Source organism: Terrisphaera buseokensis (assembly GCF_047521145.2).
Lineage (GTDB): Bacteria > Verrucomicrobiota > Verrucomicrobiia > Opitutales > Opitutaceae > ER46.
The window spans coordinates 3,263,481-3,284,470 of record NZ_CM134186.1; the positions used below are offsets into that span (position 1 = coordinate 3,263,481).

Consider the following 20,990-nt stretch of genomic DNA (forward strand, 5'->3'; position numbering starts at 1 on the left):
CCGTGTCTCCGCGTCCCGCCTGCTTCGGCCCGATGCCGGCCAGTGGCCGGTGCTCCCGGACGAGGTGCGCCCGCGCGCTTGCCCGGAGTGCGGTGACAACTCATAACGCCTTCGAATGATCACCACGCGCGCGCGCGGACTCGCCAATCTCCATGCCGGAGTAACGACGTTGTGCGTGGGGATTTTCTTCTGGGTGTACGCGGAATTCATTCTGCGGTACGTCCCGATCGTCCGGCTCACGCGACAGGTAAACCTGCTGCCTTATTTTTTCTGCGTGGTCAGCGGCATGATTGTTTCCACCCGCGACCTTTCCCAGCTGGTGGCGCGGTTTCACCGGCTCGACCTGGGCGACGCCGCGCGCCTCTCGGCGCGACAGGTCGGACTGATGGCGGCACTCATCTTCACGATGATGTTTGCGACGCAGGATCGGAGCATCAGCCGTCTTTTCCTCGGCACGCTGCTCGTGTGGAGCGGCCTCGGTTTGCTGGTGCTCAACGCGTGGCTGCCGCGGCTGCTCGCGCGGATCGCGTTTCCCCGCGGCAAGCATCTGCCCACGGTTTTCATCGGTAGGACGAGTTCGCTGGCGGGGCTGAAGGATTGGATCGCGCAGAAAGAACCGCTCGGGCTGCACGCGGTCGGATTGCTGTCGGATGAAACGACGCCCACGGATGCCGCGGCGCTGCCGATGCCCTGGCTGGGGCGCGTGCACGATCTCGCCCGGGTTCTGGCCGAGCGGCAGGTCGGGCAGGTCGTGTTGCTGCAACTACCGGCGACCGACAACGAGGCCCGCGCCATCATCGAACTGTGCCAGGAACAGGGGTGTCGCCTGCTGATTCACAACAATCTCGCGGAGCGCTACACGCAGCCGCTCGTGCCCACGCTCGAGGAAGGACGGCACTTTTACACCCTGCAGGAGGAGCCGCTCGAGGATCCGTTGAACCGGATCATCAAGCGCACGTATGATCTCGCGCTCGCGTTGCCGATGGTCGTGTTCGTGCTGCCACCGCTCTGCGCGTGGGTGTGGATCATGCAGCGCGTGCAGGCGCCTGGTCCGCTCTTTCATGTGCGTGAGCGGCGCGGCCAGCGGGGCGAGGTCTTCCGCATGTTGAAGTTTCGATCGATGCGGGTGAGCCCCGAGGACGCCGCGGCGGAATCGAAGCAGGCCCAGGCGGAGGACGAACGCATTTTCCCGTTCGGACGCTTCCTGCGCCGCCGCAGTCTCGATGAATTTCCGCAGTTTTGGAACGTCCTGTGCGGCGACATGAGCGTCGTGGGACCGCGGCCGTACATGCCGCTGCTCGACGAGGAGTTCCGCCAGCAGACGCGGGGTTACCGCACGCGGCATCTCGTGAAACCCGGCATCACCGGCCTGGCCCAGAGTCTGGGCTTTCGCGGGGAAATTCTGGAAACCGAGATGCTGAACCGTCGCGTGTACTGGGATCTCTACTACATCACGCACTGGTCGGTCTGGCTCGATCTGCAGATCTCCGCGCGCACGCTCAACCAGGTCCTGCGCCCTCCGCCAACGGCGTATTGAGCACGGGTCGGTGGCTTCTGGCGCGACGACCGACCGGGACCGCGACCGCCCCCGGTCGCATTTTTTCGAGCGACCGGGGGCGGTCGCGGTCCCGGGCTTTCTTGCTATTTTGCGGAGCCGGCGGGCGCCAGCGCGCGCGGGCGGTTCGCCGGACCGGGCTTCGGAGCGGGGATCGTGCGCAGGAGCGCGGCGGCGGTCTTCACGGTCTTCTCCATCGCCGGATCCGCGGCGCGATTGTGATACTCGCCGGCGTCCGTGTTGCGTGAATACAGCTCGCGGCCGGCGCGACCTTCATCCCATTCGGTGTAGCGCCACTGCGCGCCGATGACGGTCTGACCGGCGACGTCGCGTTTGCCCGCGACATCGTAGTGATAGACGAGGCTGCGCGCGATGCGGCCGGGATCTTCCCTGCCATTCTGCAGCAACGGGCGCAGCGAACGGCCTTCGAGCCGCTCCGGCGGAGTCAGGCCGGCGAGGTCGGCCAGCGTCGGATAAACATCAACAAGCTCGACCGGCGTCGTCACGACCCGGCCGGCCGGAATACCCGCACCGGCCATGATGAGCGGCACGCGCGTGGACTGATCGAACGCGCTGAGCTTGGCCCAGAGCCCGCCGTGATCGCCGAGGTGAAAGCCGTGGTCGCCGAGGAGCACGACTACCGTGTTCTTCCAAAGGTCGCCGCGGTCGAGTTCGTCCAGAAGCTGACCGATCAGGGAGTCGATGAACGACACGCAGGCGTAGTAGCCACGAAGCGCGCCGGCGCGTGAGTCCGGTTGTTCAAAGCCGGAGAGCTCAGTCTGCAACGCGATCGGCGGCACGTTGCGCAGCGCGGGTTCGGCCGGCGGCGTGAGATCGCCTTCGCGATAGAGATCGAAAAAACGCTTCGGCGCGGTCCAGGGCAGATGGGGCTTGTGGAAACCAGCGGCGAGGAAGAACGGCTTGTTCGTGGCGGCGTTGTTTGCCACGAGCTGCCGGATCGTGGCGGCGTTGAGGCCGTCGCGGGTCTTGCTGCCGTCACCTTCGAGTTCGAACCAGCGCGGACGGCCGTCACCGCCGCCGTAGCGCGACTTAATCGCCGCTTGTTCGCCGGCGTCCTCGCCCTCGCCATCCTGATAGTGATCCCAGGCCCCGGCATCGCCCGTGCGGACGTTGTGGAAAATTTTGCCGGCGCCCGCCGTCGCATAACCCTGCTGACGGAAAAATCGCGGGAGCGTCACGGCATCGGGTACGGCCGTGTGCGGCGGGGTGTTGAGCACGTAGACGCCGGTGGTTTCCGGCCGGCGTCCGGTGAGGAAGGAAACGCGGCTCGGGTTGCACAGCGGGTACTGGGCGTACGCCCGATCAAACCGCGCGCCACGGGCGGCGAGCCGGTCGATGTGCGGCGACCGCACCTGGGTGTTGCCGTAGCAGCCGAGCGACAGGTTCAGGTCATCGACGACGATGAACAGGACGTTGGGCGGCTGCGCGGCCCGGAGCCCGCCGCTGCACGCGAGTGAGAACAGGATGAACCCAAATGTCGCGGAAAGACGGTGCATGAAGGGAATCACGGAGGTTGGAATCACTCGGCTCCGGCCGGCACCGCGCCTTTCCAGCCGGCCCGCCATTGCGTCATGAGGCGTTCGACGAGCGCGGCGTTGGCGGGGTTTTTTGCGATGTTGGTGTTTTCCTGCGGGTCGACCTGGTGATCGTAGAGCTCGATCGCATCGACCTTCGCGTGATCGTTGCGTTCCACCCAGACGGTGAAGCGGTGGCGTTCCGTCCGCATGGAGTAACCCATTAGCTGGCGGCCGTTCACGCCGCGCGGATACTGGCTGAACGCGGCCGGCTTCCAGGCGCGCGTGGGATTCTCGAGCACGGGCTTGAAGCTCCGGCCTTCGAGGTGGGACGGCAGCGCGAGACCGGCGAGTTCGGAGAGCGTGGGGTAGATGTCGACGAACTCGACCAGGGCGTTCGTGCGCGTGCCGGCGTGTTTCATCCCGGGCACGGAAAGGAGCAGCGGCGCGTTGGTGTCGTTCTCGCTGTTGGTGTGTTTGCACCAGGCGTCGTGCTCGCCGAGTTTCCAGCCGTGGTCGCCCCACAGCACGATGATCGTCTTCTCGCGCAGGCCCAGGCGATCGAGTTCGTCGAGCACCCGGCCGACCTGGGCATCCATGTAACTGATCGCGGCGTAGTAGCCGTGCTTCAACTGGCGCGCGAGATCGTCGGGAATCGATGTATCCGGAATCCCGTGATACGCGCGCATCTCGCCGCCGGCCTGAATGGCGTACTCGGGCGCGTCCTTCGGCCGGAACTTGTTCGGGGCGAGCTGGATTTTGGCGGGATCGTAGAGATCCCAGTATTTCTTCGGCGCGACGAACGGCAGGTGCGGTTTCACGAAGCCGACGGCGAGGAAGAACGGCTCCTGCTTGCGGCTGATCTCCCGGAGCGTGCTCACGGCCAGCGCGGCGACCTTGCCGTCCTGAAACGTCTCATCCGGCACATCGGCGCCCTCGAACGCCGGGCCGCGCGAGTTGCGCGGCGTGGCTTGCTTGCCCTTCTTGCCGCCCTTCTTCTTCGCCTTGCCGTCGGGTTCCACGACCGCGTTCTGCCGCTGGTTCAGCGCGAGGTTCTCCGGCAGGCCGTAGGCCTGGGCGCGCGGCGTCTGCCACGGCACCGACCACGTCGGGGCATCGTCGAAGCTGCCGTGATAAATCTTCCCCATGCCCTGGACGAAGTAGCCGTTGTTCTTGAAGTGCTGGCCGAGCGTCACGACGTTCGGCAGCGCCACGCGGAAGTGGGTTTCGAGATCCCAGACCTTGGTGGTGTCCGGACGTGTGCCGGTCATCAGGCTGGAACGGGTGGGCGAGCACACCGCCTGCTGGCAGTAGGCGCGATTGAACGTGATTCCCGCCTTCGCGATGCGATCAAGGTTGGGACTCTTGATGTAGCTCGCGCCGTACGCGCCGAACTCCGGGCGGAGATCGTCGACCGCAATGAAAAGGACGTTGGGCCGGTCGGCGGCCGTCAGGTGAGTGAGCGGAGCGATGAGCAGGAGCAGGAGGCGGCGGAGGCGGAGCGTGGGCATGAGGATATGGAGAGCGGTGGAATGGAGAGTGGGACCGCGACCGCCCCCGGTCGCCAGGATTCGGAAGCGACCGGGGGCGGTCGCGGTCCAGAGGGATTCGATGTCCAGAGGGATTCGTTGTCCAGATGGAGTCGTTGTCCAGGGTTGGCGTTGTCCCGGGGCGGTGCCGGTTCAGAACCGCACGGTGACATTGGCGTCGACCTGGAGCGGGACGACGTAGCTGTAGCGGTAGACATTCGCGCCGCTCACCATCGTCGTGAAGCCGATCTTGCGGACCTTGCTGTTCTCCAGATCGAAGATGTTGCGGAAGCCCACGCGGAAACGCGTCTGCTGGTTCCAGATTTTCTGGTCGCGCATGACGTAGCCGTTCACGAGGTGCGTCGTGCCCCCGGCGAGCTCCTGGCCGTTCGAGATGCCGAACAGGTAGTCGTCGCGCCAGCTGCCGTTCACGCCGACCCGGACGCCGCGCAACGGCTTCCACGATTCGCGCGAGAACGCGTAATCGATGACCCAGCTGGCGGACCACGGCGAGGCGCGGGCGCCCGTCGGCTTGGTGTCGATGTCGAGGGAGTTGAGCAGGTTCTTCGCCTCGTTGAGCAACGCCGGGCTTTCGTCCCCGCGCGCGACCGCGGCCTCGTAGTAACCGCGGAACGAGCCGAGGTCCGGCTGGCCGAGGACCTTGGTCCGGGCGAGGGTGAACCGCATCTGGAGTCCCTTCGTGGGCTTCACGCCGAGGGTCAGATCGGCGCCTTGGGAATTCTCCGTCGAGCGATAGTAACGGGCGTTGCTAGCCGTGCCTTCCTCGCCGTATTTGTAGCCGGGATCGCCGGGGCGGAGGTTGTTCGGGTTCATCAGATCCTCGATTTCCGCGGTGGTGAAATCGATGCCGGTGACGCCGTTCCAGCTCAGCGCGACGTTCTGCCGATCGATGTTGAACGCGCCCAGGTTCACGCTGATGCGATCGTTCCACAGATTGCCCTTGAGGCCGATTTCCTTCGTCACGCCGGTGATCGGCGGGAAACGCTCCCGGTCGAACGTGCGCAGGCCCTGGAAACGGAACGACTCGGAGTAGACGCCGTAGAAGTTGAGATCCTTGGTCAGCCGGATCGTGACGCCGCCCGTGAGGCTGGTGTTCTCGAGGTGAAGCTGCTTGTTCTCGACGTACTCGCCCGGGAGCGCGTCGGCCTTCTTCGGCGGGGCGATTTCCTCGCCATAGTTGCCGAAGGTGCGGACGCCGTTGTATTCATAGTTCCGATTCCAGTCGTGGCGCGCGCCGATCAGCGTCTGGATCCGGCCGCGGAAATAACTGCCGCTCGCGGAGAGCGACACCGCGGACGCCTGGCGCCATTGCGTGCCGTCGGTCGCGCTGGTGCCGGAGGGGAAGAACGCGAGTGATCGCGCCTTGACGTCGTTGGTGTCGGGCAGGTTCGCGGGCTTCATGGAGTCGAAGAGCGCGCGCGAATAGAAACGCGGATCGTCGAGGAAGAGCCGGAGCCGGACGCGGTCGGTGTTGGTATTGAGCGCCGTGGCGGTGCCGCGCTCGACGTTGCGAATGTTGAAGGTGTTGAAACGGTAGTTCAGCACCGTGTCCTCGCGGTACTCGGCGCTGCCGACGAAGAGCTGCTGCATCCATTTCCAGCGATCGAACTTGTAGACCGCCGTGCCGCGAAAGGCGTCGACGTAGTTGCCGAAGCGTTTCTCGTCGAGCTCGGTCTCGACGTAGGGGCGGCCGTTCACGTCGACGCTGATGGTGCTGGAGAAGAAGTTGTCGTTGCGAATCGCGGTTTGCTTCTGGTGGTTGTAGGCGACCTCAAGGCCAATCGGGCCGAGCCGCTGTTCCACCGTGACGGAGTAGGTGTCGAACGGCCGGTTCTGCCGGTCGAATGAACCGCGCAGGTTGTAGTGCTTCGGATAGCCGTTGAAGCGCTTGGTGCCGACGATGGCACCGGCCGCATTCCGCATCGTCACGTCGAAGTATTCGCCTTCGAGGAGCGAGGGCGATCCGCCGGCGGGGCCGTTCGAGCGGTCCGCCGTCGGCAGGGATGAGCGCTGGAACCATTCGCCGTCGGAGGTATAATAGAGACGGTCCGTGGTGTAGGAGCGGGAGCGGCCGGATTGCTCGCGGATCGTGACGCCGCCGAAGCCGCGGACGTTGGCGAAGTCGCCGCGCTCGTAGTCGACGCGGATCAGCGTCGTCTTCAGCGGCTGCCACGTGGCGGTCAGCGTTTCGCCCTCGAGCGTGAACGTCGAGGCGTCCTGGAACGTCCGCTCCTGGCGGCGCACCGCGTTAAAGCGCATAGCGAGGCCCTCGCGCAGCTTGCGGTTGTAATCCAGCATGAAGCGATAGGCACCATCGCTGTTATACTGCGCGGAGACGGTGCCGAAATTCCGCATCAGCGCGCGCTTGGTGAAGACCGCCGCCTGGCCGCCGGGCTCGACGTCGCCGAAGATCAGCGAGTTCGAACCCTTGCCGAAGTCGATGCGCTCGACGTTGTAGGTGTCACTGGGAATGTACCAGCGGAAGTAATTGCGCGTGGCGGTCGAACCCGTGAGACCGCGAAACGCGATGGCGCCGCTCTGGTTGTCGTTCTCGAGCGTGGGCGGCGCGTACGCGTTGGCGATGAAGTTGGCGACCTCGTCCGCGGTGTTAAGCCCGAGATCCTCCATGAAGTCCGCAGTGATCGCGTCGATGTTCACCGGCACGTCCTTCAACATCTGTTTCGTGCGCGTCGCCGAAAGGGTTTCGTTGGCTGACCAGCCGGTCTCGACCTCGGTCGACACGATGAACGGTGAGAGCGTCACGGTTTCCTCACTCGTTGGTTTCGCCGCGGGCGAGGGGGCCGGCGCCACCTGGGCGAAACTGGGAAACACGGCGAGCACAGCGGCCAACAGGAGGAACAGTGCCCGGAGCGACACGCGTAGCGAAGGGTGGTCAGGGTTCATGGGTCAGGATTGCGACGGGGAACGACGACGTCCGCGGGTCAGGGCGGGACGCCGGTGAGGTGAACCGCGACGTTGGGAACGGCGCGGCGGTGCGGCAATAGGCCGTCAATTTGTATCGTTGAGCAAGTGTGGATTTCGGCTCATGTCGGCGGCGTGAACACTCTCATGGCGGAGGCAATGCGGTGGTTTGGTCCCGGTGACACCGTCAGCTTGAACGAAATCCGCCAGACGGGGGCGACGGCGGTGTTCACGGCGCTGCATGAGATTCCTTATGGCGAGGCGTGGCCGGCGGCTGCGATTGCGGAACGCCAGGCGGCCATCGCCGCGGCCGGACTCGAGTGGCGGATTGTGGAGTCGGTGCCCGTGCACGAAGGCATCAAGACGCGGACGGGCGATTTTGCGCGCTTCCTGGAAAACTACCGGCTGACGCTGCAACGCCTCGGGGCGGCGGGGATCGAAGTCGTTGTCTACAATTTCATGCCGGTACTGGACTGGGTGCGCACGGATTTGCGGCACCGGCTGCCCGATGGATCGGAGGCGTTGCTCTACGATCCGGTGAAGTTCGCCGCGTTCGATCTCTTCGCGCTGCAGCGTCCCGGGGCGGCGGCGGAGTGGGGGGCGGAGCGAACAGAAGCCGCGCGGCGCTACTGGACGTCGATTTCAAGCGCGGAGCAGACCGCGTTCACGCAGCAGACGCTCGATCTGTTTCCGGGCGTGCGACTGGGGCTCACCGTGGAGGACTTCCGCGCCATGCTCGCGCGCTACGCCGCGATCGATGCGACGCGGCTGCGCGAACACCTGCGGCTGTTTCTCGAGGCGGTTGTGCCGACGGCAGAGGCGGCGGGCGTGCGCCTCGCGATTCATCCGGACGATCCACCGTTCAGCGTGCTCGGCCTGGCGCGGATCGTTTCGACCGAGGCGGATCTGCAGCAGGTGCTCGCGATGGTCGATTCGCCGGCAAACGGTCTGTGTTATTGCACTGGCTCGCTCGGCGTGCGCGCGGACAACGATCTCGCCGGCATGGTGCGGCGACTCGGCCCGCGCATTCACGCGGTGCACTTGCGCAGCGTGCAACGCGAGCCAGACGGGGTGTTTTACGAGGCCAATCATCTCGAGGGCAGCGCCGATATGGCCGGCGTCGTTCGGGCCTTGCTGGACGAACAACGTGCGCGCCGCTCGGCCGGCCGCGCCGACTGGCGGCTCACGCTGCGCCCTGATCACGGTCATGTGCTGCTCGATGACTTCACGCGGCCCGCCCCGGCGTGTCCGGGCTATCCGCTGATCGGGCGGTTGCGCGGGCTCGCGGAATTGCGCGGATTGCAGCACGGTCTGGCTTTCGGACGGGATGGCGAACGCTGTGCGCGGGCGTGACCTTTCCTGAGGTTCCGGGTGAGAGAAGGTTGCGGAATCGCGCTCACGATCGGGCAGCGTCCCGTCAAATTCCGGTGACTGCCCCCGGGATCTTTCTGGTGTTGAAACTACGCATGCCGCGGATCGCTGAAAGGTTCGTAAAATCCTACGGCGTGACAGAAAAATGTAAAATCGTCCGGGGGACGACCGTTCTCCCGTCGTAATTTACATTTTTTGCAGGGACTACGTAGATCGTCTAAGTAGGATCCTGAATTCTCATTCTGCGCCAAGCTCCCGATTGGGATAGGCGCATGAACTTGTTTTCGCTCAATTCGGTGATTCGAACGCTGCCCCGGACGTTCTTGTTGCCCCTGGCCGCACTCGCAGTGCTGCCCGGGACCCAAGCCCAACCGGCGACCAACATCCGCCTCACGGCACCCAGTCGGGGTGCGGCGGCGATCGCGGCCTTGGGCGAACACCTCCCTGACGTCGCCCGGGCCTATGGCCTGGAAGCGCAGGGCCTGGCCACCTTGCTCCAGACCCAGCCGTCGCTGGGCGTTGATCAGAGCGGCTCGCTGTTGTTCATCTGCGACGGGTTGTCGGTCGACGCTCGGAGCCTGCACGCCAAGGGACCCAAGTCTGAGTCCAGTGACGCCCTGACGACGTCCTCGTCGACGTCGCAGCTGGTTGCCGGGAATGCGGTCGATGCCTTTCAACTGCACAGTCTGCCGGGCGCGACACGGGTCATCTATCTCGACTTCGACGGCCAGACGACGTCGAACACGTCGTGGAACGGTGGCGCTACCATCATTTCCGCGCCCTTCGATCTCGATGGTGATCCGACGACCTTTAATGCTCAGGAGCGCGCGATGATCCAGGCGATCTGGAAACGCGTGGCCGAGGACTACGCGCCGTTCGCAATCGATGTCACGACCCAGGATCCCGGCGTTGAGGCCCTGCGGAAATCCACGTCGACGGACAACGCCTATGGCATTCGTGTCGTGATCAGCCCGACGAATTGGTATGACGCGGGCGCGGGCGGCACGGCCTACATCGGTTCGTTCAACTGGAATTCCGACACGCCCTGCTGGGTGTTCACGCAGCAGCTGGGCAACGGCGAGAAATACATCGCCGAGGCGATCTCACACGAAGTTGGCCACACGGTGGGCCTCTACCACGACGGCGTCGGCGGCAGCTCGCCGAGCGAATACTATTTCGGCCAGGGCTCCTGGGCTCCGATCATGGGCGTCGGCTACTACGCTGCGATCACCCAGTTCAGCAAAGGTGACTACGCGAACGCGACCAACACGCAGGACGATTACGCCGTCATCTCCGGAACGTACGCGCCGCTGGCGACCGACGACCACGGCAACACGACGACGGCTGCCACCACGCTGACCGGCCCGACGGTGGCGAGCGGCGGGACGATTGAAACGCGCGCCGACGTCGACGTGTTCCGTTTCGACACAGGGGCGGGCGCAATTGCACTCAACATCGCGAGTCCTTCGGTCGAGACCGATCTTCATCTCAAGGCGGAGCTGCTCAACGCCTCCGGCCAGGTGATCCTCGCCAACGACGCGAGCAGCTTCAACGCCTCCTTCAGTCCCACGCTCGCAGCGGGCACGTATTATCTGCGCCTGAGCGGCATCGGCTACGGCGACCCGTTGGTCTCGGGTTACTCCGACTACGGCAGCGTCGGCAACTACATCATCACCGGCACGCTCGTGGGCCTTTCCGGCCTGCAGGCGCCGGTGGCCCGCGTCACGGCCTCGGTCACCTCGGGCACCACGCCTCTCACGGTTGCGTTCTCCGGCCAGGGGTCGTCCGACGGAGACGGCACGATTGTGAGTTACTCTTGGGATTTCGGCAACGGCTCGACGTCGACGGCGATGAACCCGGCCTGCACCTACATGACTGCGGGCACGTTTATCGCGGTGCTCACGGTCACGGACAACGACGGCATGGCCAACTCCGCCAGCGTGGCGATCACGGCCTCGGCGCCAGCGAACCAGCTGCCGGTCGCCGTGGCCTCGGCCTCCACCACGTCCGGACTTGCGCCGCTCCCGGTCAATTTCTCGAGCAGCGGTTCGAGCGATCCGGACGGCACCATCGCCTCGTACCTGTGGGCCTTTGGCGATGGCACCACGTCGACCGCAGCGTCGCCGGCCAAAACCTACTCCACGCCCGGCACCTACACGGTGAAACTCACCGTCACCGATAACGCCGGCGCCACCGGTTCGGCGACGACATCCGTCACGGTGTCCAGCGACCCGAACTCCGACATCGACGTGAACCAGCACACGATTGCTCGCACGACCTCCAACAGCGGCGTGTCGGCGCTCGACACCGTGGTGGTGCTCGACGCCAAGGGCCGCGCTGTCGCCGGGGCCACGGTGACGATTCAGTGGTCGGGCGTCGTTACCGGCACGACGAGCGGCAAGACCGACGCCACGGGTACGGTCAAGCTGAGTTCGAGCCGCTCGAAAAAGACCGGCACCATCACTGGCACCATCAAGAGCGTGACTCCGCCTGCCGGCCTCACCTATCGCAGCAGCCTCTACTCAGCGCCGGACGCGCTCTCGATCACGACCAAGTAGCCTTTGTCCGCTGCCATCCGCCGCCCGCGTTGTTTGCGCCGGCGGTCGTGAAACCAAGACCAGGGACGGAGCGGTTGCCACCGTTGCCGCCCCTGGTCTTTTTTTTCGCCGTTCACGGCGGCTCGACGGCCGCGGCGCCGCCGGCCTTTTTCCTGCCGCCCTTGCCCTGCTTGGTCCGCGTGCCGTTGCGCTCAGCCGCCTCGGCCTCGACCGCTTGCATGTAGGCTTCGCGGGCGGCCGGATCCTGGCGGTGGCGAAACACGTCCAGCATCGGATCCTTCGTCTGCACCATCCACGCCTCGAGCTGTCGCGTGAGTCGGTCCCGCGTCGCCTGATGAGCCGGCAGCGCGATGAGATTGTGCAGCGCGTCCGGGTCTTTCGCGTAGTGATAGAGTTCCTCGGGCACACGAGTGTCGAAGAGCTGCAGCCGCGCGGCGACGCCGGCGTCGGTTCGGGCCAATGCCTGCATCCGGCGATAGGATACGGTGCCCTTCGTCGCCGTGGCCATGATGCGCTGGCCGTTGGACCACGGATTGAACAGATAGCCGTGGTCCCGCGTGATGAGCGCCCGCATCGGATGCCGGAAGCCGCCGGAATTCTCGTTGTATTCCGCCACGATGAAGTCCCGTCCGGCCTGGATCTCGCCGCGCAGCACCGGGGCAAAACTCCGACCGTCAAAGCCTGCCGGATGTGGGATCCCCGCGAGGTCGAGCAGCGTGGGCAGCAGATCGACGGCCGACACCAGGTGCCGGTCGTCGACGGTGCCCGGCTGCGTCACGCCCGGCCAGCGCACCATCCACGGCGTGCGCGTGCTGTGAAAGTACAGCTGCGTCTTTGCGAATGGCAGCGGCATGCCGTGGTCCGACAGAAAAATGATGGCCGTGCGGCTGTCCTCGCCCGACTCCTGCAGGGCGCGCAGGATCTGGCCGAGGCAGTCGTCGCCACGTCGGACGGACGAATAGTACAATGCGAGTTCCTGCCGGATGGCGGGATCGTCGGGGAGAAAGCCGGGGACGGGCACCTCTGCGGCGGTGAACACGCGGCTGGGACGATTCACGTCGGCCTGGCCGTCTTCGTTGTAGAACGGCTTGTGCGGATCCGAGATGTTGAGGTTGAAGCAAAACGGCTTGCCGGCCCGCTTCGCCGCCGCGATGCCGTGGCGCGTGGAAAGGTAGTACGATTCGACGTTCTTCGGGTGGGCTGCCGTGCCGTCCGGGAGCGTGTCGAGGATCAGATCCCAGCCCGGATAGGGCGTGTACGGCGTGGAGTGCGCGACCTTGCCGCGAATGCCGGTGAAGTATCCCGCGGCCTTCATCAGGTCGGCCATGACCGGATAGCCGGGCCGCTTGATCTCATAGAAACCCTCGACGTGATTGTTATGCGGATACCGACCGGAGAACATCACGTTGCGCGACGGCATGCAGTTGCCCACCTGCACGAACGCATGGTTGAACCGCAGGCTCTGCGCGGCGAGACGGTCCATGTGCGGGGTGGTGTCCGGCAGCTTGCAGCCGTACACCCCGACCGAATCGCAGCTCATGTCGTCGGTCGTGATGATGAGGACATTGAGACGCGCGGAAGCGGGCGCAGTCTGGGCGTGATTGATCGTGACGGCGATCAGGGTGCAGAAAACAAGAACACGAAAGCGAAGGAAACGCATACGAGGTGAGGGGTGCGCGCCGGAAGCGGCCGGCCACGAGAGACGCGGCCACGTGGCGGGGCGTCAACAGTCGAGGGCCCGCTGATCGATCAATTCCGGCCCCCATCTCAGGGGAACGCGGATGTCACTTTCGGAAGTTTCCCTACCGCGAATGGTTTTGATGGGATTCGTGACTCGGGATTTATTCCGGCTGTCACCGGTGCGTTCCCGACGGCGCAGCGAATCCCGCTCTGTCACTTTACGGTGACGGCGCCTACCAGGGCTCGCTTCGCCTTCGGCAACGGTTCGAATGACGGCGAATTTTTCCCATGGAAAGCGAACCGATGTCCCCGCAGTCGACGGTGTCAGAGTCCACGGACTCTCTGCCTTGGTGGAAACGGATCGTTGATGTCGTTGGGAGCCTGGCTGCCCTGCCGCTCCTTGCCGGTGTCACCTTTGTCGTCACGCTCGTCTCCGCCGTGGCCGCCCCCGGTCCCGTGCTCTACCGGCAGGAATGCATCAACTGCCGGGGCCGTCGCGTTCGCCTTTATCGGTTTCGCACCATGCAGGTGCGGACGTCCGCCGCGGGGGTGCACGCTGGTGGCGCGATCGTGGCGGGCCGATCCCTTCCCGGCGGGCGCTTGCTGCGCGCGACCGGCCTCGCCGAATTGCCGCAGATCGTGAATATCCTGCGGGGAGAAATGAGTCTGGGCGACCCGCGCCCGCTGCCCGCCCCTGGCGCGGTCGTGCTGGGCGCCGCCGCGATGCAGCCGATCGGTCCGAGCACCGCGGCCTCAGTTGGGGCGAATCCCACGCTCGGATTGCAGGGACCTTCACGCCAGCCCTGGTAAGATCAAACGGCTTTCGCCTTTCGCCGCTGGTCTGTGGTCACGAGCGCCAGCGAGTGGAGGGGAGTCGATGGACTGCCCATGACCGCCACGCGCTGGCACGCGTAGCCACGGTGATATCAGGTGTTTTCCGGTATCCGGACTGGCCTCGCGCAGTTGGGACTGCATCACTTGCACGAAGCGTTGCTCGGCGCACGAAGCGTGGCCGCCAACGCTTTCACCACGCCATGGTCCCACCGTCCCACCGCTGTTCCGCGTCCGTTTCGTTCAACGCCTCCGTTCGACTGCGGGCGTATCCGCGGCGTGCGGCTCGGCGCCAACGGCAACTGGCGCGACAACTACCTGCTCGCGATCATTGGCGGGCGTTCGATCATCGGCGGCCAGCAGCACCTCGTGAACGCGTACGTCATGCGCGATCAGAAGGTATTCGGTCAGCAGGTACGACTGCGGCGGGGCGTGAAGAATCCCGTCGATCTCGAGAACAGCGCCACGCGGCGCGTCGGCACCCCGTCGCTCGCCAACGGCACGCCGCTGTACCGTTTGAGCTACGTCATGCCGCCGCCATGGGACCTGACCGCCACCGTCAAATTCTGAACCACGCTTCCTTCGCACCATGAAAACCCGCCGTGACTTCGTGAAACTTTCCGCCGCCGCGAGCCTCTGGGGCGCGACGCAGGCCGCCACCGGCGCCGAATCCGCCGCGGTGCGTTCCGGCGGTGCCGGCGCTACTGGAGCGGCAGGTACGGATCGCACCTATTGGACGCAGATCGCCGCGCGGCTGGCCACGCCGCTCCTGACGTCGCTTGCCGCGCGCCGGCTCAAGCTCGAGATGCCCGTGGAGTCGCATCCGTCGTCGAAGGATCGCCCGCAGTACACCTATCTTGAGGGCGTCGGCCGGTTGCTCGCCGGCCTCGCACCGTGGCTCGAGCTCGGCGCAGACGCCACGCCCGAGGGCCGCGAGCGGGGCCGTTTCGCGGCGCTCGCGCGCGCGGGGATCGATGCTGGCACCGATCCGGCGTCGCCGGACTTCCTCAATTTCTCCCAGGGCCGCCAGCCCCTCGTGGACGCGGCGTTTCTCGCGCAGGCGCTGTTGCGCGCGCCGGGCGAACTCTGGCGCAAACTCGAGCCGCGCGTGCAACGCAACGTGATTGCCGCGATGATTTCCTCCCGCCCGATTCCGGCCGGCGAGAACAACTGGAAACTCTTCGCGACCACGGTGGAGGTGTTCCTGCAGGGCGCGGGTGCGAAGCGCGATGATGCGCGCCTGTTTGAAGGCATTCGCAAACACCGCGACTGGTATGTCGGCGACGGCATGTACGGCGACGGCCCGGAATTTCATTGGGACTACTACAATTCCTTCGTCATCCAGCCGATGCTGGTCGAGGCCTTGGACGCGGTGGCCGACGAGGCGGCCGAGTGGAAGGAATTCCGCCGGAAGGCGCTCGAACGACTGACGCGTTACGCGGCGATCCAGGAGCGCTCGATCGCGCCCGATGGGACGTATCCGATTATTGGACGCTCGATCGCCTACCGGGCCGGAGCGTTCCAGGGCCTCGCGCAGGCGGCGTGGCGCGGCCTGTTGCCGAAGGAGGTCAGTCCGGCGCAGGCCCGCGTCGCGTTGACCGCGGTGATCCGGCGCACGCTGGAAGCGCCCGGCACCTTCGATGCGAAAGGCTGGCTGCGAATCGGGCTCGCCGGCCACCAGCCTGGTCTCGGCGAAACGTACATCTCCACCGGCAGCCTTTATCTGTGCAGCGTGGCGCTGCTGCCGCTCGGCCTGCCCGCGACCGACCCTTTCTGGAGCGCACCCGCCGCGAAAACCACCTGGGAGAAAGTCTGGGCTGGCGTCGACCTGCCGGTCGACAAGGCGATCAAGAGTCCGCGTTGAAGGCGCGACCGCGCCCGGAATTGCCTCCGTGGCTACGAGCGCCAGCGAGCGGCGGTTCAGCCACTCGCTGGCGCTCGTAGCCACGAACCGTGAATCGAACCCCGAGCGAGCGACGATCGACTTCAGGTCGCTCGCTGATCGTTCGCGTTCATTCGCGTGATTCGCGGGCTACTCCACCGGTGGCTCCGCCGTGAGTGGCGCGAAATCCGGTTCCTCGACCATGAAAGCCGGCAGCCACGGCGTACCGACGGATCGCACGCTGGCACCGGGCCGCCACACGCTGTCGACGAGCACGGTCTGCGGGATGACGGGAATGCCGCGTTCGTTCTGGCGCATCTGGCCGAGGACAATGTCCACGGCCGCCGCGCCGACTGCGGCCGCGTTTTGATCCACGGCGGCGAAGTCGTCCTTGGATTCCTCGTCCCAGTCGAGCAGCACGAGGCCGACGTCGCGCGGGCTCTTGATGCCGGCGCGCGCCAGCCATTCCCGCACGGGCCGCACCACGCCGACGATTGCATCCGGGCGGTGCCGTCTGAACCACGGCATGAAATTTGCCTCCGTCCAATCCTCGGGCGTCTCGACCGGAATGCGCTGCGCCGCGGGCAAGCTGTGCTGCAGCAGGAGAAACGTGGACAGCATATTGAAGTCGGTCATCGCGTGATAGCGGCGGCGCAGCACCAGGCCGATGCGCCGGTAGCCGAGCTGTGTGAGTTCGCGCAGGGCAAGTTGCACGGCGTGACGCTGGTTGGGCACGGCGCGGTTCAGGCGGGGCGCGCGGACCGATTCGCCGAGCAGGGCGGGCGAGAAATATTTCCAGTCGAGCAGGTCCGTGGCATTGCGGCCCGGCACGGGCGCGACGATGACGCCGCCGATGCCGCGGGCCCGCAAGATCTGGGTCAGGCGGCGGCCCTTGAGGCCGGGTTCGTGCGCCCAGAATTCATTGATCGCGAGTCCGGCCTGTTGTGCGCGATCAACGACCCCGGCGTGAAATCCGCGGAGCGTCGGATGCGCCCGCCACCAATCGGCCGTATCGTAAGCGGTGATATAGGCCAGCGTGCCGAGATGGCGGAAGCCGCGGCCGGAGCGGGCCTCAGAATACACCTGCGCGACGAGCGGGTTGATCGCATAGCCGCGGCGGCGGGCCAGCGCCTTGATCCGCTTGCGCACGGCGGCGGAGATGACCGGGTGATTGTGCAGCGCGCGCGAGGCGGTGGAAACGGACACGCCCGCGAGTCGCGCGAGGGTGCGCAGCGAGGTGCCAGTTTTCTTTTTGCTGGGACTGGTCATCGATCGGGTCGGAAGCGCCGGCAGCTAAGCCGGGTTCGGCAACCGTGGGCAACACAGCAGGCGATCGGCTCGCGATGCGAAAGGACCCGCGCCTGATCCTGATCCCCCCATGCAATTTAAACGAACCGTGGATGACGCTGATCAGGCGGATTCATTGCTCGTCCGCGTGATCGTCGTCGCTCGCTGAAACCGAAGCTGGGGCCGGCCGACGTCGCCCTCAGAAATTCTTCACGTACGTGACGCCGTTGGCGTCAGCGAAGGTAAGGCTGTCGGCCGCGACTTTCACGAGCCGGAGATTGAGCGCGCGATCGACGAGATCGTTCACCCGGAAGACCCGCTCGTTCATCAACACGCGGCTCTCCGTGCCCGAAGAACGGATACCGGTGACGCGGATGGCCTCGACGAAAGCCGCGATGCGTTCGTCCGGCTGCGCGGGCGGGGTTGCCGGTTTTGTGGCCGCGGTCACGGGAGCAGATGAGGGCGCGACGCTCGCGGCGGCGGTGGAGGAGGCAACTGCCGGCTCCGGGTTCGCGTTCACCGGGGCGGACGCAGGGCTGGCTACGGACGGCGGGCTGGCGGGTGACGCCGCGGTCGAGGACACGGCGGCGTTCTCGGGGTTCGTGGCGGCTGCGGGCGCAGCGGGCACGACCACCGGCGCCACGGTGATCGGAGCGGGCGTGGCGGCGGGCGGGGTGATGGCTGAGGCTGCGGGCGCGGCTGTGGCGGCGGCGGTGCGCGTCGCGGGCGTGGCCGCGGGGCGGTTGAGCAGATAAACGGTGACGACGACCGACAACACGATCAGCACCACCGCACCGCTGCCGAGGAGCACCATGGTGTTTGCGCTGGTGGCCTTGCTGCGCTTCGTGACGCGCTCGCCGGCAACCGGCGCGGCGGCGGCCGCGGTGTCGGCGGGTTCCTCACTGCGCTGACGCTGAGCTTTCTTGAGGGCTTCGTTGATTAGGCTCATGGCGAAAGGCGGCGGAGGTGGAAAGCGGGCGGGTGCGGCCGACTCAATCGGTCAGCGTGGACATCTCTTTGCGCGCGCGACGAACGTCCCAGTAGGTGACTTCGTCGGACTCGCGGATAAAGGCGGCGAGGAGTGACTTGTCGCAAAGATTATTGACGATGCGCGGAATCCCGCCGCTGCCGCGGTGCAACGAACGCAGCGCCCAGCGGGTGAAACTCGGCCGGCCGTTGCCACCGGCGAGGGTCAGGCGGTGGTGAATGTAATGCGCCATGTCATTGGCGGACAGCGGATGCAGTTCGTAGTGGACCAGGATGCGCTGGCGCAGCTGACGCAATTCATCGCGGGCGAGCACGTCCTTCAACTCCGGCTGGCCCATCAGCACGATCTGCAGGAGCTTTTGCTTGTCGGTCTCGAGATTGGACAGGAGGCGGATCTGTTCGAGCACCTCGAAACTCAGATTCTGGGCCTCGTCGATGATGAGGACGATGTCGCGATTCTTCTCGATGCGGTCGAGCAGCACGCGGTTCATCTGGGCGACGAGATCGTTCTGGCTGCGGCCGAATTTCGTTTCGCCGAGCTCCGTCAGGATGGCCTTCAACATCTGCGTCTCGGTGACGCGCGGATTGAGAATGAGGGCCGTATCGTAGTGTTTCGGATCGAGTTCGTTCAGGAAACGACGGCAGAGCGTGGTTTTGCCGCAGCCCACTTCTCCCACCAGCACGATGAAACCCTTCTTTTCGCGCACACCGTACTTCAGGTGTTGCAGCGCTTCGAGGTGGGTCGGGCTGAGATAGAGAAAACGAGGGTCCGGAGTGATGTTGAAAGGCGCCTCCTTGAACCCGTAAAAACTCTGGTACATGGACTTGCGACCGTGGTCCGCCGTGATTCAAAACGCACGTTAAATCCCCCCCTCGCTCCCGGTGGAGGGCGGATTTGAAATCTCCTTTACTCGCATCGTCCCCGAACCGTTCATCCCTCAGAGCTTTGAACTCGCGCCGCTTCATCGTTTTTCTCTACGTCGTGCTCCTGACCTTGATCGGGGTGGGAGCCGGCGCGTTCCTCATCGATGCGCAGGCGGAGTTCGACAAACTCAAGCAGGACCAGGCCGCAAGCTCGGCGAAACTGGCCGCGGCGCGCACGCGCCTCCAGGAACAACAGACAATCCTCGAGCGGCTGCGCTCGGATCCGCGCTTTGTCGAGGATGTGATTCGCACCCAGCTCGGTTACGGCCGGCCTGGTCCGGGCGAAGTGATCTTCCGTTTCGACTCCGGTCCGTAGACCTCCGGGGTTCGCAGGGGAACCACCGGCGTGCCGCCCGTACCATCCCTGAATTTTCATGACCCATCCGATCATCGAACGTTTTCACCGCGCCGGCCAGGGCCAGGTGTTCGCTTTTTTCAACGACTGCCAGCCCGACGCCCAGCGCCGGCTGCTCGCGGAGGCCGCCGAGATCGATCTGGCGGAAGTCGACCGCCTGACGCGGACGTTGCTGGCCAAGGATGCCGTCTCGGGCGTGAACCTCGAGGGCCTCGCGCCGGCTCCGTATGAAAAACATCCTGCGCACGGTGGCGATACGGCTGCGTGGCAAAAGACGCGGGCCGCCGGTGAGGCCGCGCTGCATGGAGGTCGCGTCGCCGCCTTCACGGTGGCGGGCGGGCAGGGGACACGCCTCGGTTACGACGGACCAAAGGGCACGTTTCCGGTGACGCCCCTCCGGCAGAAACCGCTCTTTCAGGTGTTCGCGGAGAAGATCCGCGCGGCCGGCGTGCGCTATGGCCGGCCGTTGCACTGGTTCATCATGACGAGTCATGCGAACCACGAGGCGACCGAGAGTTTTTTCCGCGAACACGGCCATTTCGGACTCGATGCCGGTCGCGTGCACTTCTTCCGCCAGGGCCGGATGCCGGCGGTGGACTTTTCCGGTCGGATCCTGCTCGAGGGCAGGAGCGCCATCGCGCTGTCGCCCGACGGCCACGGCGGATCGCTGCGCGCGCTCGATCGCAGCGGCGCCCTGGATCTCATGCGTCGCGAAGGAATTGATACGCTCAGTTATTTCCAGGTGGATAATCCGCTGGTGCGTTGCATCGATCCCGCGTTCATCGGGTGGCACGTCCTCCGCGGATCGGAGATGTCGAGCAAGATGGTCACGAAGGCCTACGCCGAGGAAAAGGTCGGTCACTTCTGCTGGCAGAACGGCCGGCTGGTCGTGGTCGAGTATTCCGATTTGCCGATGACGCTGCAGCGCGAAACCGACGCCGCGGGCAATCTGCGTTACATCGCGGGCAGCATCGCGATTCACGTGCTCGATCGGGACTTCGTGAAGCGGATGGCCGTCGGCGGCGAGGGCGTCGCGCTGCCGTTCCATCGCGCCGACAAAAAGATTCCGACGATCGCGGCGGATGGCTCGCCGGTGAAGCCCGACAAGCCCAACGGCGTTAAGTTCGAGATGTTCGTCTTCGACGCGGTGCCGTTCGCGAAAAACCCGGTGGTGATCGAAACGCGGCGCGAGGACGACTTCTCGCCGGTGAAGAACGCCACGGGCGTCGATTCCCCCCAGACCTGCCGTGACGATCAGCTCCGGCAGTTCGGCCGGTGGTTGAAGGCGGGGGGCGCGCCGCTAACGACCGACGCCAGCGGCCGCCCGCAGTTCGCAATCGAGGTGTCACCGCTTTTCGGTTACGACGAGGATTCGTTCGCCGACGCCTGGAAGAAACTCTCGCCCAAGCCGGCGATCACGGAAGGCTTTTATCTCGAGTGAGGGGAACGGAAGGGGAAGGGGAGAAAGTTGAGAGCTGAGAGTTGAGTGACCGGAACGATCAGCGCGGAGCGGTGGGTGTACGTAATGCGGAACGTACTGGTTTCGCCGGATT

Annotated in this window: 15 protein-coding genes; 8 read left to right on the forward strand and 7 right to left on the reverse strand. The window is 65.5% G+C overall.

Translation table 11 applies throughout. The annotated features are described in order from the left end of the window. The first annotated feature begins 115 nt into the window (after positions 1-115). Positions 116-1,537 (forward strand): exopolysaccharide biosynthesis polyprenyl glycosylphosphotransferase, encoded by a 1,422-nt coding sequence (locus ACLJEU_RS12185; RefSeq protein ID WP_414663013.1) that lies wholly within the window; start codon positions 116-118, stop codon positions 1,535-1,537. 104 nt (positions 1,538-1,641) lie between these two features. Here the strand turns inward: ACLJEU_RS12185 and ACLJEU_RS12190 are convergent, their stop codons facing one another. The 3 genes from ACLJEU_RS12190 to ACLJEU_RS12200 all read right to left on the reverse strand — a co-directional run bounded on the left by ACLJEU_RS12190 (position 1,642) and on the right by ACLJEU_RS12200 (position 7,544). Beyond that, entirely contained in the window at positions 1,642-3,072 is a 1,431-nt protein-coding gene (locus ACLJEU_RS12190) for a sulfatase (RefSeq protein WP_414663014.1), read from the reverse strand. Positions 3,073-3,095: 23 nt separating this feature from the next. Then, positions 3,096-4,601, reverse strand: a complete 1,506-nt coding sequence (locus ACLJEU_RS12195; protein WP_414663015.1) for a sulfatase — start codon at positions 4,599-4,601, stop codon at positions 3,096-3,098. A 171-nt stretch (positions 4,602-4,772) separates the two neighbouring features. Next, a complete protein-coding gene (locus ACLJEU_RS12200; RefSeq protein WP_414663016.1) occupies positions 4,773-7,544 on the reverse strand; it encodes a TonB-dependent siderophore receptor in 2,772 nt (923 codons plus the stop codon). 153 nt (positions 7,545-7,697) lie between these two features. On the opposite strand from ACLJEU_RS12200, the gene uxuA reads away from it, so the two are divergent. Together uxuA and ACLJEU_RS12210 are read left to right on the forward strand one after the other, a co-directional pair. After that, complete coding sequence (gene uxuA / locus ACLJEU_RS12205) at positions 7,698-8,915, forward strand: mannonate dehydratase (RefSeq protein WP_414663017.1); 1,218 nt, start codon at positions 7,698-7,700, stop codon at positions 8,913-8,915. 290 nt (positions 8,916-9,205) lie between these two features. Beyond that, positions 9,206-11,491: a PKD domain-containing protein gene (locus ACLJEU_RS12210; protein WP_414663018.1), complete on the forward strand. Its 2,286-nt coding sequence runs from the start codon at positions 9,206-9,208 to the stop codon at positions 11,489-11,491. Positions 11,492-11,603: 112 nt separating this feature from the next. On the opposite strand, the gene ACLJEU_RS12215 is transcribed toward ACLJEU_RS12210, so the two are convergent. Then, a complete protein-coding gene (locus ACLJEU_RS12215) occupies positions 11,604-13,151 on the reverse strand; it encodes a sulfatase family protein (RefSeq protein ID WP_414663019.1) in 1,548 nt (515 codons plus the stop codon). A 308-nt stretch (positions 13,152-13,459) separates the two neighbouring features. Between ACLJEU_RS12215 and ACLJEU_RS12220 the strand changes: the two genes are divergently transcribed. The 3 genes from ACLJEU_RS12220 (at position 13,460) to ACLJEU_RS12230 (ending at position 15,866) form a co-directional block, all read left to right on the forward strand. Further along, positions 13,460-13,981: a sugar transferase gene (locus tag ACLJEU_RS12220; RefSeq protein WP_414663020.1), complete on the forward strand. Its 522-nt coding sequence runs from the start codon at positions 13,460-13,462 to the stop codon at positions 13,979-13,981. A gap of 300 nt (positions 13,982-14,281) precedes the next feature. After that, a complete protein-coding gene (locus tag ACLJEU_RS12225) occupies positions 14,282-14,572 on the forward strand; it encodes a hypothetical protein (RefSeq protein WP_414663021.1) in 291 nt (96 codons plus the stop codon). A gap of 19 nt (positions 14,573-14,591) precedes the next feature. Further along, positions 14,592-15,866, forward strand: a complete 1,275-nt coding sequence (locus tag ACLJEU_RS12230) for a DUF2264 domain-containing protein (protein WP_414663022.1) — start codon at positions 14,592-14,594, stop codon at positions 15,864-15,866. 168 nt (positions 15,867-16,034) lie between these two features. Here the strand turns inward: ACLJEU_RS12230 and ACLJEU_RS12235 are convergent, their stop codons facing one another. The 3 genes from ACLJEU_RS12235 to ACLJEU_RS12245 all read right to left on the reverse strand — a co-directional run bounded on the left by ACLJEU_RS12235 (position 16,035) and on the right by ACLJEU_RS12245 (position 18,979). After that, positions 16,035-17,153, reverse strand: a complete 1,119-nt coding sequence (locus tag ACLJEU_RS12235) for a LacI family DNA-binding transcriptional regulator (RefSeq protein WP_414663023.1) — start codon at positions 17,151-17,153, stop codon at positions 16,035-16,037. Between the two features lie 217 nt (positions 17,154-17,370). Then, on the reverse strand, positions 17,371-18,120 hold the full coding sequence (locus ACLJEU_RS12240; RefSeq protein ID WP_414663024.1) for a hypothetical protein: 750 nt from the start codon (positions 18,118-18,120) through the stop codon (positions 17,371-17,373). Positions 18,121-18,163: 43 nt separating this feature from the next. Then, complete coding sequence (locus ACLJEU_RS12245; RefSeq protein ID WP_414663025.1) at positions 18,164-18,979, reverse strand: ExeA family protein; 816 nt, start codon at positions 18,977-18,979, stop codon at positions 18,164-18,166. 125 nt (positions 18,980-19,104) lie between these two features. On the opposite strand from ACLJEU_RS12245, the gene ACLJEU_RS12250 reads away from it, so the two are divergent. Both ACLJEU_RS12250 and ACLJEU_RS12255 read left to right on the forward strand, forming a co-directional pair. Next, complete coding sequence (locus ACLJEU_RS12250; RefSeq protein WP_414663026.1) at positions 19,105-19,398, forward strand: FtsB/FtsL family cell division protein; 294 nt, start codon at positions 19,105-19,107, stop codon at positions 19,396-19,398. A gap of 58 nt (positions 19,399-19,456) precedes the next feature. Further along, positions 19,457-20,878: a UTP--glucose-1-phosphate uridylyltransferase gene (locus tag ACLJEU_RS12255; RefSeq protein ID WP_414663027.1), complete on the forward strand. Its 1,422-nt coding sequence runs from the start codon at positions 19,457-19,459 to the stop codon at positions 20,876-20,878. The last annotated feature ends 112 nt before the right edge of the window (positions 20,879-20,990 follow it).

What these genes read in the sequence shown, in the direction of transcription:
- ACLJEU_RS12185 (WP_414663013.1), top strand. Translation starts at nt 116, where the DNA reads ATGATCACCACGCGCGCGCGCGGACTCGCCAATCTCCATGCCGGAGTA.
- ACLJEU_RS12190 (WP_414663014.1), bottom strand. Translation starts at nt 3,072, where the DNA reads ATGCACCGTCTTTCCGCGACATTTGGGTTCATCCTGTTCTCACTCGCG.
- ACLJEU_RS12195 (WP_414663015.1), bottom strand. Translation starts at nt 4,601, where the DNA reads ATGCCCACGCTCCGCCTCCGCCGCCTCCTGCTCCTGCTCATCGCTCCG.
- ACLJEU_RS12200 (WP_414663016.1), bottom strand. Translation starts at nt 7,544, where the DNA reads ATGAACCCTGACCACCCTTCGCTACGCGTGTCGCTCCGGGCACTGTTC.
- ACLJEU_RS12210 (WP_414663018.1), top strand. Translation starts at nt 9,206, where the DNA reads ATGAACTTGTTTTCGCTCAATTCGGTGATTCGAACGCTGCCCCGGACG.
- ACLJEU_RS12215 (WP_414663019.1), bottom strand. Translation starts at nt 13,151, where the DNA reads ATGCGTTTCCTTCGCTTTCGTGTTCTTGTTTTCTGCACCCTGATCGCC.
- ACLJEU_RS12220 (WP_414663020.1), top strand. Translation starts at nt 13,460, where the DNA reads ATGGAAAGCGAACCGATGTCCCCGCAGTCGACGGTGTCAGAGTCCACG.
- ACLJEU_RS12230 (WP_414663022.1), top strand. Translation starts at nt 14,592, where the DNA reads ATGAAAACCCGCCGTGACTTCGTGAAACTTTCCGCCGCCGCGAGCCTC.
- ACLJEU_RS12235 (WP_414663023.1), bottom strand. Translation starts at nt 17,153, where the DNA reads ATGACCAGTCCCAGCAAAAAGAAAACTGGCACCTCGCTGCGCACCCTC.
- ACLJEU_RS12240 (WP_414663024.1), bottom strand. Translation starts at nt 18,120, where the DNA reads ATGAGCCTAATCAACGAAGCCCTCAAGAAAGCTCAGCGTCAGCGCAGT.
- ACLJEU_RS12245 (WP_414663025.1), bottom strand. Translation starts at nt 18,979, where the DNA reads ATGTACCAGAGTTTTTACGGGTTCAAGGAGGCGCCTTTCAACATCACT.
- ACLJEU_RS12255 (WP_414663027.1), top strand. Translation starts at nt 19,457, where the DNA reads ATGACCCATCCGATCATCGAACGTTTTCACCGCGCCGGCCAGGGCCAG.